Source organism: Nocardia sp. NPDC049737, assembly GCF_040674755.1.
Lineage (GTDB): Bacteria > Actinomycetota > Actinomycetes > Mycobacteriales > Mycobacteriaceae > Nocardia.
Map to the genome: position 1 here is coordinate 145548 of NZ_JBFANH010000018.1, position 14251 is coordinate 159798.

General features: G+C 64.3%; 11 protein-coding genes. 5 read left to right on the top strand and 6 right to left on the bottom strand.

The features are described 5' to 3' along the window. The first annotated feature begins 19 nt into the window (after nucleotides 1-19). Complete coding sequence (locus AB0J47_RS24195; RefSeq protein ID WP_364350007.1) at nucleotides 20-2044, top strand: M3 family metallopeptidase; 2025 nt, start codon at nucleotides 20-22, stop codon at nucleotides 2042-2044. Nucleotides 2045-2092: 48 nt separating this feature from the next. On the opposite strand, the gene AB0J47_RS24200 is transcribed toward AB0J47_RS24195, so the two are convergent. Both AB0J47_RS24200 and AB0J47_RS24205 read right to left on the bottom strand, forming a co-directional pair. After that, nucleotides 2093-3568: an AIM24 family protein gene (locus tag AB0J47_RS24200; RefSeq protein ID WP_364350010.1), complete on the bottom strand. Its 1476-nt coding sequence runs from the start codon at nucleotides 3566-3568 to the stop codon at nucleotides 2093-2095. Nucleotides 3569-3616: 48 nt separating this feature from the next. Next, nucleotides 3617-3943 (bottom strand): hypothetical protein, encoded by a 327-nt coding sequence (locus AB0J47_RS24205; RefSeq protein ID WP_364350013.1) that lies wholly within the window; start codon nucleotides 3941-3943, stop codon nucleotides 3617-3619. A gap of 137 nt (nucleotides 3944-4080) precedes the next feature. On the opposite strand from AB0J47_RS24205, the gene AB0J47_RS24210 reads away from it, so the two are divergent. After that, on the top strand, nucleotides 4081-5565 hold the full coding sequence (locus AB0J47_RS24210) for an alpha/beta fold hydrolase (protein ID WP_364350016.1): 1485 nt from the start codon (nucleotides 4081-4083) through the stop codon (nucleotides 5563-5565). Between the two features lies 1 nt (nucleotide 5566). Here the strand turns inward: AB0J47_RS24210 and AB0J47_RS24215 are convergent, their stop codons facing one another. Next, nucleotides 5567-7165, bottom strand: coding sequence for a putative glycoside hydrolase (locus tag AB0J47_RS24215; RefSeq protein WP_364350019.1), 1599 nt, complete (start codon nucleotides 7163-7165; stop codon nucleotides 5567-5569). A gap of 118 nt (nucleotides 7166-7283) precedes the next feature. Between AB0J47_RS24215 and AB0J47_RS24220 the strand changes: the two genes are divergently transcribed. Together AB0J47_RS24220 and AB0J47_RS24225 are read left to right on the top strand one after the other, a co-directional pair. Beyond that, the gene (locus AB0J47_RS24220; RefSeq protein ID WP_364350022.1) at nucleotides 7284-8285 is read left to right on the top strand and encodes a polysaccharide deacetylase family protein; all 1002 of its coding nucleotides are present in this window, start codon (nucleotides 7284-7286) and stop codon (nucleotides 8283-8285) included. A 274-nt stretch (nucleotides 8286-8559) separates the two neighbouring features. Continuing rightward, entirely contained in the window at nucleotides 8560-11106 is a 2547-nt protein-coding gene (locus AB0J47_RS24225) for an MFS transporter (protein WP_364350025.1), read from the top strand. 12 nt (nucleotides 11107-11118) lie between these two features. Here AB0J47_RS24225 and AB0J47_RS24230 read toward each other — a convergent pair whose 3' ends face one another. Next, the gene (locus tag AB0J47_RS24230) at nucleotides 11119-12039 is read right to left on the bottom strand and encodes an LLM class flavin-dependent oxidoreductase (protein ID WP_364350028.1); all 921 of its coding nucleotides are present in this window, start codon (nucleotides 12037-12039) and stop codon (nucleotides 11119-11121) included. Nucleotides 12040-12198: 159 nt separating this feature from the next. Between AB0J47_RS24230 and AB0J47_RS24235 the strand changes: the two genes are divergently transcribed. Next, the gene (locus AB0J47_RS24235) at nucleotides 12199-12672 is read left to right on the top strand and encodes a hypothetical protein (RefSeq protein ID WP_364350031.1); all 474 of its coding nucleotides are present in this window, start codon (nucleotides 12199-12201) and stop codon (nucleotides 12670-12672) included. A 10-nt stretch (nucleotides 12673-12682) separates the two neighbouring features. Here the strand turns inward: AB0J47_RS24235 and AB0J47_RS24240 are convergent, their stop codons facing one another. Both AB0J47_RS24240 and AB0J47_RS24245 read right to left on the bottom strand, forming a co-directional pair. Further along, entirely contained in the window at nucleotides 12683-12907 is a 225-nt protein-coding gene (locus AB0J47_RS24240) for a hypothetical protein (protein ID WP_157110482.1), read from the bottom strand. A gap of 46 nt (nucleotides 12908-12953) precedes the next feature. Then, nucleotides 12954-14180 carry a cytochrome P450 gene (locus AB0J47_RS24245; protein WP_364350035.1) on the bottom strand — a complete coding sequence of 409 codons (1227 nt, stop codon included), beginning with the start codon at nucleotides 14178-14180 and terminating at the stop codon, nucleotides 12954-12956. Nucleotides 14181-14251 lie beyond the last annotated feature (71 nt).

Here is a 14251-nt window from a genome sequence, read left to right on the forward strand (position 1 = left end):
AGGTCAATAGGGTTGACCTATGACGAGCAACCCGTTCTTCGAGCCAAGTGCGCTGCCGTATGAGCTTCCTCCGTTCGCCGAGATCGGTACGGAGCACTATTTGCCCGCGTTCGAGCGAGGGATGGCGGAGCAATTGGCAGAGGTTGCCGCCATCAGCTCGAGCGGAGAGGAGCCGAGTTTCGCGAATACCATTGCGGCCTTGGAGCGTTCGGGGGCCGTGCTGATCCGGGTCTCGAATGTGTTCTTCAATATCACGGGCTCCGATTCCAGCGAGACCACCGATGCGATCGAGGCCGAGGTATCGCCGAAGCTGGCAGCGCATCGGGACGTGATCTATTTGGATACCCAACTCTTTGCACGGGTCGAGGCGCTCTATGGGCGCGGGGCGGAATTGGGCTTGGATCCCGAGGAAGCGCGGCTGTTGGAGCAGTATCACATTCGGTTCGTGCGGGCGGGGGCTCGATTGGATACGGCGGGGCAAGCGCGGTTGCGTGAGTTGAATGCGGAACTCGCTGCGGCGGCTACGGAATTCGGTCAGAACATTTTGGCGCAGACCAATGGTGCGACGGTGGTCGTCGAGTCGGCAGCGGAATTGGCGGGGCTGGGGCCGGCCGCCGTGGCCGCGGCCGCGGAGAACGCTCGGGCGATGGGGCGCGAGGGCGCGTGGGCGCTTCGGCTGCAGAATGTTTCGAATCAACCCGTGCTGGCGGAACTTGCCGACCGGGATCTGCGGCAGCGCGTGATGGCGGCTTCACTGGGCCGCGGGTTGGGTGACAACGGTGCGCTCGCCGTGCGGATCGCCGCATTGCGAGCGGAACGGGCCGCGCTGCTCGGCTATTCGGATCATGCGGCGTATACAGTCGAGGATCAGACCGCCAAAACCCCTGCGGCAGTGGAGGAGATGCTAGAGCGATTGGTTGCACCAGCGGTGGCCAATGCGCAGCGGGAGGCGGCCGAGTTGGCGCAAGCCATGGGTGGGCAGGAGCTGCGCTCCTGGGATTGGCAGTTCTGGTCGGAAAAGGTTCGGGCCGAACGGTTTTCGGTGGACGCGGAGGCGTTGCGTCCCTATTTCGAGCTCGAGCGGGTGTTGCGCGACGGGGTGTTCTTCGCCGCAGAGCAGGTGTACGGGATCACCTTCCAGGAGCGCAAGGATCTGGTCGGATACCACCCGGAGGTGCGAATCTTCGAGGTATTCGACGCCGACGGCAGTGCGCTCGGACTGTTCCTCGGTGACTTCTTCGCGCGACCGTCGAAGCGCGGCGGGGCGTGGATGAACGCATTGGTCAGCCAGTCACGGCTTTTGGGGAAGCGGCCGGTGGTGGTCAACAACCTCAATATCGTGAAGCCGCCCGCGGGCGAACCTGCCCTGCTCACCTGGGACAACGTGCGCACCCTCTTCCACGAGTTCGGGCACGCGCTGCACGGGCTGTTCTCGGATGTGACGTATCCGTTCTTCTCAGGCACCAAAGTACCGCGGGATTTCGTCGAATTCCCATCCCAGGTGAACGAGATGTGGATGTCGCGACCGCACGTACTCGCCAACTACGCCAGGCATATCGAGACCGGTGAGCCGATGCCCACCGAACTGGTCGAGCGGATGGCCGAGGCCGCGCGTTTCGGCACCGGCTTCAAGACCGTCGAATACCTCGGCGCGACACTGCTGGACTGGGCGTGGCACCGCGTACCCGCACCCGAGGCGCTGGCCGACACCGATGCCGAGGCGTTCGAAGAGGAAGCTTTGCGCAAGGCCGGTCTGGCCATCGACGCGATTCCGCCGCGCTACCGAACCGGCTACTTCGCCCACATCTTCTCCGGCGGTTACGCGGCGGGCTACTACTCCTACATCTGGAGCGAGGTGCTGGACGCGGACACCGTCGAATGGTTCGACGAGGGCGACGGGTCCATCCGCGAGAAGGGCGAGACCTTCCGTCGCGAACTGCTCTCCCGCGGTGGCTCGGAGGACCCGCTCGCGGCCTTCGAATCCTTCCGCGGCCGCGCCCCCGAAATCGAACCGCTGCTGGTCCGACGGGGTCTGATGAACTGATCCCGCGCTGGAACCGGCTGTGGTGCAGCCGGTTCCAGCGCGGGATCGCTACCCGAACAAGCCGCCGAGCACGCCGCCGCTTTGTCCGGCCTCCTGACCGCCACCGGTGCCGCCGATGAAACCGCCCGGTGGCAGTTCCGAGGGCTGCACGATGACGAAGCCGCGCCCGGTGAACGACAGCGTCAGGCCCTCTCCGGTGCTGCGGCCGATGAGTCGGCCGAGGCCGAAGGAGTCGTTCCGTTTGATGCCGGTGGACAGGCTCGACGACCAGGCCACCGCGGCCTGCGGATCGGCGTAGGTCGGTTGGTCGACATTGAGGACGACGGGCGAGCCGTGCGTGGTGATGGCGATGCGACCGCGCCCGCTGAACACGCAGTTGAAGAAACCCGCGTTACTGGCGAAACCGGCTGCGCCCTGGACCCTTTGGATGTTGTAGGACAGCGATGTATCGAAGGCGAGCACATTCGAGCCGTTGATGGTGAGGCCATCGGTGCCGTCGAGGTCGACGGTGTGCACATCGGCGGCGGAATCGGCGAGGAACAGGTCGCCGCGACCGGACACCTGCATCAGGGGCACCCCCTCGCCGGTCAGCCGCTGCTGGATCGCACGGCCTATTCCGCCCGAACCGAGCGCCTTGAACTGCAGGTCGCCCTGGTAGGCGACCATCGAGCCGGCCCGCGCCATGGTCTCGCCGTTGACGGCGACCTTGATCATCTTGCCGCCCTGCTTCTGGATGCCGATGCCGTTGACCTCGGCGTGGCTCGGATTGAATAGTTCGCTCTGCATCGGCAGCGCTCCTTGCTGGGGTGCAATCGGTGGTGGCGGCGGCACGGCGCCGGACGGGGGATAGGCCGGCGGAACCGGAGCCTGATAGTGCGGTTGGGCTGGATATTGCGGCGCCGCCGGGGGCACCGGAGCCTGGTACTGCGGCTGGGCTGGGTATTGCGGCGGTACCGGAGCGGGCGGCACCGTGGCCTGCGGCTGGTACTGCGGCTGAGCCGGAGCGGCTGGCGATGCTGTTTCGGGTTCGTCGTCGATATTCACACCGAATGCCGTCGCGATTCCGGCCAGACCGTTGTCATAACCCTGCCCGACCGCGCGCACCTTCCACGCACCGCCGCGCCGGTAGATCTCCACGCACACAACGGCCGTCTCGGTGCTGAGCCCGGTCATCGGGAAGGTCAGCGTTGCGGCATCGGATCCGATCGTCGCGGTCAGCGAACTCGCGCCCGCGAAGGTCGGCGGCCCACTGCCGTCGAGGCTGGCCGTGACCACGACCTTGTCGACGTCGGCGGGCAGCGCGGAGGTCTGCACATCGACCATATCGCCGGCACCGCGGCCGTGCCGATAGGTGACACCGGGTCCGGCCGGTTGATTGAAGAAGACGAAGTCGGCATCGGAGCGGACCCTGCCGTCGGCGCCGAGCAGCAGCGCCGATACATCGACCGGCGCTGCGCAGGTGACGGTCACGATCATCCGGTCGCCGGGCGCGGGGCGATTCTCCCCGCGTGCGAGTGCGGTCACGGCGGACCGCCCCGGTCGATATGTCCGAGTGGCATGCGATTCACGGGATCAAGTGTGTCGCGAGTCCCGTCCGATTGCCACCACCCGCGATAGATCCGGCCACGGCGGCCTGCGCAGCACCGCGAGCGTGGCGATGACCGCGGCCAGCAGACCGATCATTTCACCCATCAGCGCGATCCGCGTCGCATCGACGGCGGGTGTCCAGCTGACCGCGCCTTCATGGACCACGAACGCACCAACCGGACGCGCGCTGTGCAGCAGGCCGCCGGTCCTGGCGACGGTGATGATCGTGGTGCCGTCGGATGTTTCGTACGGTTGCCCGTAGATAAGCGAATCATCCACTGTGCGTAGTGAATTCAATTGGCTTCGAAGCATTGATTCCTCCCCTCGATGCGGAACCGGCGGTGGCGCGGCCCTCTTGGAGTATCGGCGGCACCACCAAATGTGGCAAGGCTGCCCTGCGGCGGGGTGTGGTACGAAGTTGCGAGATTTGGCGGTGAGAGGCGAGTGGGTTGTCGGCGAGGCTTTTGCGGTGGTCGGTGCTGGTTGTGGTCGGTGCGGCGCTGATCACCGTGCCGGGGGCACAGGTCGATCCGGAATACCGGTTCTATCACCAGAGACTGCACTGGCACGCTTGCGGTCTCGAGGATCTGGACAAGGCCGGGGCCGAATGCGCGGATGTGCTGGTGCCGCTCGATTATTTGCGACCCTCCGATCGCACGCTGAAGATCGCGATATCGCGAGTTCGGGCCAGCGGTCCGGATCAGCGTCATGGTGTTCTGCTGGCCAATCCGGGTGGGCCGGGTGCATCGGGACTGGACACCGTGGATCTGCTCGGCGACGTGCTCACCCCGCAGGTGCGGGCCCGTTTCGATTTGATCGGTATGGATCCGCGTGGTGTCGGCGACTCCGGGCGCACGCCGCGCTGCGGATGGCCGGTCGGCGAAATGATCCATTCGGCGGGTGTGGATGCGCAAGGCTTCGCGCGTGAAACCGCACTGGCGGCGGATATGGCAGCGGGCTGTCTGGCCGATGATCCGGTGAAGGTGCGCCAGCTCACCACCCGCAATACCGCTCGCGATATGGATGTCATTCGAGTGGCGCTGGGCGAACCGAAGCTCAGCTATTACGGCGTCTCCTACGGCACATATCTCGGTGCGGTATTCACCCAGATGTTCCCGGACCGCAGCGACAGGATGGTGTTCGACAGCGCGATCGATCCGGATCGATATTGGACCGGCCTCGTTCAGGATTGGGGTGCCTCGGACGAGCAGGCGATCGATGAATGGTCGAATTGGGCTGCGGGACAGGATGATAAGTATCACTTCGGTTCGTCCCCGACCGACGTGCGGGCATGGTTGACAGAGCTGATCGTCGCAGTGGCACGGCAACCGATCGTGATCGAAGACTTCCCGATCAACGATCACTGGCTTCCCTTTCTCCTACACAACCTGGTGACCGACTTCCGGCGCAACCAAGTGCTGGCCGAAACGCTACGAGAGATCGCCGATGCGGCGGGCGGCCCTCCCGTGGCCGCGCGAGCGCCACGCTTGCAAATCGTCTTGCAGGCCTTGCGATCCGAGGAGAACTCCGTCCTCGCCCAGATCGCCTGCGGCGATGCCGCGGCACCGACGGATTCGGCATGGTATGCGGGCAATATCGAAGCCAGCCGTGCCACCCAGCCCATATTCGGTCCGCTGGCCAACAACATCCAGCCGTGCGCATTCTGGCCCAGACCCGTCGAACCCGCCACCACCGTCCGGAATTCGGTTCCGGTGCTCATCCTGCAGGCGACCGGTGATGCCCGAACCCCGTACACCCACGGCATCCGACTACATCAGCACCTGTCCGCATCCCGTTTGGTCACACTGCAGGACATCCGCATCCACATGACCTTCCGGCCGGATCTGAGCGCCTGCGTCAACAACGCGATCAATACCTACTACGCCGATGGCACCCTGCCCGCCGCCGACGTCACCTGCCACGCGGACCAGTAGGTCAACCGGGAACCACTGCCCATGAGTGATACCGCGACGCCGCATTCCACAGGAAGAAACTGTTCGTCCCCGCCGCGGCCGCGGCATCGATCTGCGCTTTGACCTCGGCATCCCCGTAGTTCACTCCAAGGCTGAAATCCTGCAGCCACGGAATGACTTTCGCGCCGGTGCCTTTGGTCTGTTCGAAGAAGTCGGCCAGCGACCGGAAAATGATGTCGTACGGCTGGGCATTGGGGTTGGTGACACCGTACTCACCCGCATTCCAGTGCGACGGGTACAGCATCGGAGCGACATAGTCGACGTACCGGGCGATCTGTCGTATGTCTTGCGCGATCTCATCCGGCCGCGTCGCAGCGATGCCGAACACCGCGGCACTGAGATTCGCGCCTTTGTCGCGCACCGGATCCCGGCTCTCGTGTAGGAACTCGGCGATGGAATCACTCGGCGTAACGGTCAGCCCCGGAAACTGCATCTGCGACAGTGCACCATCGGGCCGTCGGACATAGTCGTACATGATTCCGTCGAAGCCGAGTTCGGCCGCCTCGGTGGCGAGATCGATGTTGTACTTGCGGATTTCGGGATTGGCGAAATTGGTGAATGCGATCGCACCGTACTTGCTGGCGTACGGCTGACCGGAGGGATTCTGGATGACCCAGTCCGGATGTCCTTCGCGCCAGGCCCATCCGGCCATAGTCGGATCGCGGAAGGCCACGATCCGCCCGACCACCCGCAGATTCATATCGTGCAGTTGTCGCAGTGCGGCGCGCACATCGTAGATATCGGCGGCCGCGCCCGCCTGCCGTGCCAGCGGCACTTGCGAGTCGTAGCCGATGACCCCGTCCTCATCCTTGATATCGAGCTGAACGGTATCGATGCGTCCCTCGCGGGCCATATCCAGAATGGGATCGCGTAAGCCCTCGTATGCCCACCCGTACGCCGTGATGTGCACGGCCTTGACCCGGGGCATATCGACCGAGGTCGTAATCGCCTGCGTCGCCCTATTTCCCGCCGCGTCGACTGCGGTCACCTCCTCGCCGACCGGTGTGCGCGGCAGCGTGATCTCGAAGGTGCCGTCCGCGGCGGGGGTGACCGACTGTGTGCCGACGGAGACGTGTACCGCACCGGATTCCTTGCCGCGCAACGTGATCGGCTGACGATACGATCCGGGCCCGCCCGGCTGGGTCACCTCGAGTTTCGGCGCCTCGGTATCGACGGTAAAGGTCGCGGTAACGCCCGGACCGGCGCTGAATAGGCCGACGATTCCCCCGCGTGGGATCTCGGCGGTGAACTTGTGCTTGCCATCGGCGAGCTGACCGGGCCGGTACACCACCGAATCGCCCTCGACCGTGCCGGTCACCGTCTTGCCGTCGAGTTCGAGCCGCATATCGTTCGGGTTGTGGCCTTCGGCGTCGACGCGCAATGCCAGACCGGTCAGCGTGCTTGCCCCGACGACTCCATCCGGTAATCCGGCCAGCGCCAACCCCGCGGGTTCGGACCGATTGGCGCCGATGATCACGGATGCGATGAGGATTGATAAAGCTGCGATAACCGCCATTGCCGCCAGCCGCCACCGCCCGGTGATCCGGACCGATTTGTTCAACGCGCACACCAACTTTCATTTGTCGCTATTGCCTAACTATCTACCTCGGACAGCGCTGCCGGGCGTGGTTATACCGATTCGCAACCGAGATTCCTTGGCGCCGCGTACCGTTCGATCGGTGGTGCGGTGCTCGGCTATCGGAACTCGGGTTGTCCTGTCGGCCTTGATATTCGCGACGGGCACCGCGTGCGGTGCGGCGGCGGATCCGGTCCCGGCGGCCATCGAAAAGGTTCCGGTGGCCACATGGACGCCTGACCCGATTGCAGTGCGAGCCAACGAACTCGGACTCGTCCCCATTCTGATGTACCACCAGGTAACACCGAGTCCGGTGGGCGAATACGACCAGACTCCGGAGAAGTTCCGCGCCGAACTCGAGCGGTTGTACCGCGAGAACTATCGACCGGTGACCGCTGGCGATTACATCTGCGGCCATATCGACATCCCCGCAGGCACCCACCCGGTGGTGCTTACCTTCGACGACTCCACCATCACCCAACTTCGGTTCACCGAGGACGCTGAGGTGGTCCCGGATACCGCGATCGGGATACTCGAGGAGTTCGGAGCGCGCAATCCGGACTTCCGGCCCACCGCGACGTTCTATGTCAATAACGAGCCGTTCGCCGGTGACGGGCACGCACTGCCCTGGCTGGCCGCGCACGGATACGAAATCGGCGCGCACACCGCGAGCCACGCCAACCTCGGTCGCCTGGATAGCATCGGCGTACAGCGTGAGCTGGTCGAGAACCTGCGCGCGATCGTGACCGCGGCGCCTGGTAATCGTGTGCGCACGATGGCCTTACCGCTCGGCATCTTTCCGGCCGATCGTGTACTCGCCACCGCAGGAAGCTGGGACGGTACGAACTACGCGTTCGAGGCCGTGTTGCTGGTCGGCGCCGAGCCCGCACCCTCCCCATTCGGACAGCTCGATCCCGCTGGTGTGCCGCGCATCCGGTCGGGGAAGAGTGAGGTCGACTTCGCCTCCGCCTACTGGCTCGACCGCCTCGATCAACATCCCGACCAGCGCTACACCTCCGACGGCAATCCGAACAAGATCTCGGCCCCCAAACTGCTTGCCGACGAACTGAATCCGCGCTGGCGTGGCCAGTTCAACCCCTATTGACAAGCATAGATCCAAGTATGCCAAGAGTTTGCGGCGCCGGACCCGGGAGACAGTGGTCAACTCACGGCCGCTGAGGTGTTGGATGTCGGGATGATCCGACCAGGCCGTTTCGCCCTGAGCGGCCGTATGTATATTAGCGAGCGCAACTAGTTACGGGTGATCGGCGTGTGGGGGCAGATCGCTTGTGGCGCAGTGTGCCAACTGCTCGACCGGCTCGACTCAGGTTTCGAGACACTTCCACCACGGATAGCCGATCAGAACTAGGGCTCAAATTATGACGAATTCGACGACCCAGGCCCCGGCAACGTCGCCGGACCTGGATGCCGGTGAGGGTGCGTCACTGTCACACCGGCAGATCCTCACCATCCTGTCCGGACTGCTGCTCGGCATGTTCCTCGCCGCGCTGGATCAGAACATCGTGAGCGTCGCGATCGTGCGGATCGCCAACAGCCTGGACGGATTCGACGAACAAGCCTGGGCGACCACGGCGTATCTGATCACCGCGACGATCACCACGCCGCTGTACGGCAAGCTCGCCGATATCTACGGCCGAAAGCCGTTCTACCTCACCGCGATCGGACTGTTCGTCATCGGTTCGGTGGCCTGCACCTTCGCCACCTCGATGTACGAACTCGCCGGATTCCGCGCCTTTCAGGGCCTTGGTGCGGGCGGGTTGATGTCGTTGGCGTTCACCATCATCGGCGATATCGTGCCGGCCCGGGAGCGGGTGCGCTACCAGGGCTATTTCATGATGGTCTTCGGTACGGCGACCGTGCTCGGCCCGGTGCTCGGCGGCTTCTTCTCGAATTATGATCAGCTCTGGGGTCTCGAGGGTTGGCGCTGGGTCTTCCTGGTCAATGTGCCGATCGGCGTGCTCGCGCTCGGCGTGGTCGCCAAGGTGCTCAATGCGCCGCATCAGCGCCAGGATCACCGCATCGACTGGTTCGGCGCGGTCGCATTGACGACCTGTGTGGTGCCGCTGCTGATCGTCGCCGAACAGGGCCGGGACTGGGGCTGGAGTTCGCAGCGCGCGCTCATCTGCTATGGGATCGGTGCGGGCGGACTGCTGCTGTTCCTGCTCGTCGAGTTCCTGATGAAGGATGCGGCGCTGATTCCGCTACGACTGTTCAAGAATTCGACCTTCAGCGTGACCATCGCGGGTGGGTTCATTGTCGGTATCGCGATGTTCGGCGCGATCGTCATGGTGCCGCAGTACTTCCAAGTGGTGCGCGGATATTCGCCGACCAAATCGGGTCTGCTGATGCTGCCGCTGGTACTGGGGATCATGTTCGGTTCGCAGCTGGCCGGGCTGACCACCAAATTGACCGGCCGTTACAAGATCCTGCCGGTGATCGGGACATTCATAATCGCCGTCGGCGCGGCGCTCTACGGGCAGGTGCATTACGACAGTCCGCTATGGCAGCCGCTGGTCTACGGCGGCGTCATCGGATTCGGGCTCGGTTGCTGCATGCAGACCCTGATCATCGCGGCACAGAATGCCGGTCCGCGTTCTGATATGGGTGTTTCGACCGCATCGGCGACCTTCTTCCGGCAGATGGGCGGCACGCTCGGTGTCGCGGTGTTCCTCACCATCCTGTTCAACCTCTTGCCGCACCGGATCATCGACGCCTTCGGTGGTGCGCTGCCCGCCGGATTCGACGCCGCTCAGTTGAGCACCATGCAGAGCAATACCAGCGGAATCGCGGCGCTGCCGGATGAGCTCAGGGTGCCGATCCTGATCGGGTTCACCGATGCGATGCACGGCGTCTTCTATGTCGCAGCGGGAGTTGCGCTGCTGGCGTGCTTGGTGCTGATGTTCATGAAAGAGATTCCGCTGCAGGACAATCCGGCTCCCGTCGTGGAGTCGGTGACCCTGGAATCCAGCTGGGAGGAGGCGCAGGTCTGGGAGGGTGCCGCGAAGGTGCTCTCCGAACCCGAACCGGTGCTGGCGGGCGCGGTCAGCCGAGTCTCGGTGAATCACGACGGCAATGGTGTGTATGTGGCCGCCGTTGTGCCGCAGTCGCATTCGGGCCTCGACTACGAAGGCACGTCGATCGGCGGGCGGATCGGACGCGAGGATGGCAGACCGGTGCCCGGCACGGTGCTGACCCTGATCGACCAACGGGGACACCAGGTTTCGCGCGCGACCGGGGATGCCGACGGCGGCTACCGCATCGAGGCACCGGCCGCGGGCAATTATGTCTTGATCGCGTCGGCGACCGGACACCGGCCGGAGGCGGTCAGCGTGGCCATCGGACAGCGACCACAGCTGCTCGACCTGACCCTCACCGGCTCCGGCGAATTGTCCGGAGTGGTCCGCTCGGCCGGTCGCGGCACCCCGCTACCGGGTGCCACCGTCACACTCACCGATATCCACGGCGAGGTCGTCGGTGCCGCCATTACCGCTGGTGACGGCGCGTACATCTGCCACGGCGTCGTCTCCGGCACCTACACCCTGGTGGCCGTCGCCGAACATATGCGCCCCAGCGCCACCACCCTCACCATCCCCGACAGCGGCCTCCTGCATCACGACATTGATATGGCATCGATGGCCGTGCTGGCCGGATCCGCCTGGGCCGACGGCGACCGGGCCGTTTCGGACATCCAGATCACCGTCCTCGACGCAGCCGGCGACCTCACCGCCACCGCCCGCACCGATGCCAACGGCCGCTACCTGGTAACCGACCTCCCAGAAGGCCACTACACGGTGATAGCCCGCGGCTACCCACCCGTTACCACCCGAGTAACAGTCTCCGGCGGCGAAGTAAACCACGACGTCCGGCTCGGCTACGAACCCGCCGAAGCCTCCGACCCCCGATGACGCTGGAACGGTCTATTCGACGTGCGGTAGCACCTCCGCGGCAATGCGCTCCATTTGAGCGCCCTCGTCGAACAACGGGTTGATCAGGATCGTTTCGGCTCCGGCGTCGGCCACTGCGCGCAGGCCCTGGATGCAGTCCTTGGGTGTGCCGTGTACGGCGACGGGCAGCAGGGTTGCGCCGAATTCGCCGTAGAAGTCGATCAGAGCGGTGCCCATGCGCTGTTCGGCCCGCGCCGGATCATCGTCGACCGCTATGTAGACGCGTTTGGCGATGCGGAAATCCGATGGGTCGCCGGAGTTTTCGGCCAAGGTCCCGCGCACGTACCGGACCTGCTGGGCGAATTCGGCCGTCCTACTCGAACCAGCACCGAAGAATCCGTTGCCGTGCCGCACCGCCCGCCGCAATGCCGCGGGTGTGCTGCCACCGAACCACAGTGGCGGATGAGGCTTCTGGAACGGCTTCGGCTCCATGGTGGCGCCGGTCAGCTGCCAGAACTCGCCCTCGATATCGATTCGCGGCTGCGTCCACAGCGCCTTCATGACGCGCAGGCCCTCATTGAAACGGGTCACCAGATTGTCGGCGGGGTCGACATCGAAGGCGGAGAACATCCGGTTGCGTCCGCCGATCCCGACGCCGATCTCCAGTCGGCCACGCGTGAGCTGATCGAGCGTGCTGATGCGTTTGGCGAGGTGCACCGGATTGTGCAGCGGCGTGACGAACACCGCGCATCCGAAGCGCAGCCGCTCATTGCATGCGGCCGCGTAGGTCAACAACTCGATCGGACTCAGATTGGGCGCGGAACCGAGCAGCTGTTCGGTCGTCCAGGCGCTCTCGAAGCCGAGCGCTTCGGCTCGATCCAGGTAGGCCCGCAGATTTTCCGGTTGGAACGATCCGTCGGGAATGAGCTGCGGAACCGAAATGGCGTATCGCATCGTCGGACCTTATCTCGCGGGGTCGATCCAGTCGTTCCGGTGATCTCGAGCCATACCTGAACATGCTGGTAACTCGACTGTAACCGCCCGCCGAGCGGCAGCGCTGCCCGCACGGTTAGATTATCCGAAAGCCGTTATCCCAGAAAGGAAAACAACCCCGTGGGGCCGTTCTGCAGAGCCGTCTTCCTGGACGCCGATCACAAGCTGATCGGGTATCTGGAACCCAAGGTCCGATTCCTGAAACGCGCCTGGATCGGCGACGACTTCGTCCAGGGTGTGGAGCGCCTCCTGACGGTGCCGACACGCGTGGTGTGGGCCGGACCGCAGGTGGGTGAGCAGGCCAGCCTCTACGCCAAGGCCGCCTCCGTCGCCCCTCTGGTCGCGCCCCAGCACGGCTTCATCGGCCGCTACATCCTCAATCACGACAAACGCACCTATGTGGACAAGGCGACGGTCCGGCACGGCGACGACCGCCACCGCATCCACCCGCTGCCGATGCTCACCGCCGAAGGCGCGGATTGCGCCGACGGCCACGTCGCATTGGTCGGCACCTGGTCCGGAGATCGCATCTCGATGAGCGCCACCGTGCCCGCCGGCTTCGAACTACTGAAGTACGACATCGTGCCGAACTAACCCATGCGTATCAGAGTCGCGGATCGAAGACCAGCCGAAATCCGGTGAGCCCGTGCTCATCACCGGTGGCCCAGAACTCCCGTCCCGGCAATTCGTTCTGTGGCAGCCCGGCTTGTTCGGCGATATCGGCCGCCGGTATCCACATTGGCGAATGTGCCGGATGCCATGGTGTCTGCACCTGCGCCCGATCGCCGAACAACAGGATCACCCGCACCCGCACTGGTTCCGGATCCATAGTTACATGATGCGCGCTCGCAACGGCTTTGCCGAAGTCGCGTGCATCAATCGAAACGTACTTCCCACCGTTTGATGCCATTGAGCCATCCGGAGCGCAGATACTCCGGTTCGGCGACCTGACTCAATTCGGGCATGGTGTCGGCAATGGCATTGAACATCAGATCGATCTCGAGTCGGGCCAGGTTCGCGCCGAGGCAGTAGTGCGTGCCCGCGCCGCCGAAGCCGACGTGTGGATTGGGGTCGCGCAGGATATCGAAGGTGAACGGATTCTCGAAGGCGTCCTCGTCGAAATTGGCCGAGCTGTAGAACAATCCGACGCGCTGGCCCTTGCGGATCAACTGTCCGCCGAGCTCGACATCGCGCATCGCCGTCCGCTGAAATACCGATACGGGGGTGGCCCAGCGCACGATCTCATCCGGCGCGGTGCGCGGGCGCTGCTGCTTGTAGAGCTCCCACTGGTCCGGATTGTCGACGAAGGCCTTCATGCCGTGGGTGATCGAATTGCGGGTGGTCTCATTGCCCGCCACCGACAGCAGGATCACGAAGAACGCGAACTCGTCCGAACCCAGATGCTCACCGTCGATATCGGCATTGACCAGCTGCGTCACGATATCGTCGGCCGGGCAGCCGCGCCGCTGCTCGGCCATGGTCCAGGCGTAGCCGCTCAATTCCAGCTGTGCGGTCTGCGCATCGCTGGCGTACTCCGGATCGTCGGCGCCGATCATCTGATTGGACCAGTGGAACAGCTTCTTGCGATCCTGCTGCGGCACCCCGAGTAGTTCGGCAATGGCCTGCAGCGGCAATTCACAGGCGACCTGCTCCACGAAATCACCGCTACCCGACTTCTTGGCCTCGTGCACAATTCGGGCCGCGCGCTCGGTGAGCGCCGCCCGCAGACCCTCCACCGCGCGCGGTGTGAAGCCCTTGGACACGATGCGACGATTCTTCGTGTGGGCCGGCGGATCCATATTGAGCAGAATCAGCCGCTGCATATCGATCTGTTCGCGGGTGATGGTGGACTGAAACCGGATGATCGCGCTGTTCGCGGAGGAGGAGAAGATCTCTGGATGTTTCGAGATCTCCCTGATGTCTTCGAGCTTCGTGACCGCCCAATAGCCGCCGTCATCGAAGCCGCTGGACCGGTCGGACTGGGCACACCACCAGACCGGTGCGGTTCGGCGCAGCTCCGCGAATTCTTCGGTGGGTCTGCGTTTCGCCCACAGGTCCGGGTCGGTGAAATCGAATCCGGCGGGAATCGACGGCGTGGCCATGGCCACCTCCCAGAGATGGAACACGTTCTACAACCGATTGAAGCACAATGTGCCGCTCGGAGATGGTGAAA

Bases quoted from the DNA above. Each gene is read 5' to 3' on its own strand.
- AB0J47_RS24225 (WP_364350025.1), top strand. From the start codon at position 8,560: ATGACGAATTCGACGACCCAGGCCCCGGCAACGTCGCCGGACCTGGAT.
- AB0J47_RS24230 (WP_364350028.1), bottom strand. From the start codon at position 12,039: ATGCGATACGCCATTTCGGTTCCGCAGCTCATTCCCGACGGATCGTTC.
- AB0J47_RS24205 (WP_364350013.1), bottom strand. From the start codon at position 3,943: ATGCTTCGAAGCCAATTGAATTCACTACGCACAGTGGATGATTCGCTT.
- AB0J47_RS24195 (WP_364350007.1), top strand. From the start codon at position 20: ATGACGAGCAACCCGTTCTTCGAGCCAAGTGCGCTGCCGTATGAGCTT.
- AB0J47_RS24245 (WP_364350035.1), bottom strand. From the start codon at position 14,180: ATGGCCACGCCGTCGATTCCCGCCGGATTCGATTTCACCGACCCGGAC.
- AB0J47_RS24240 (WP_157110482.1), bottom strand. From the start codon at position 12,907: ATGGATCCGGAACCAGTGCGGGTGCGGGTGATCCTGTTGTTCGGCGAT.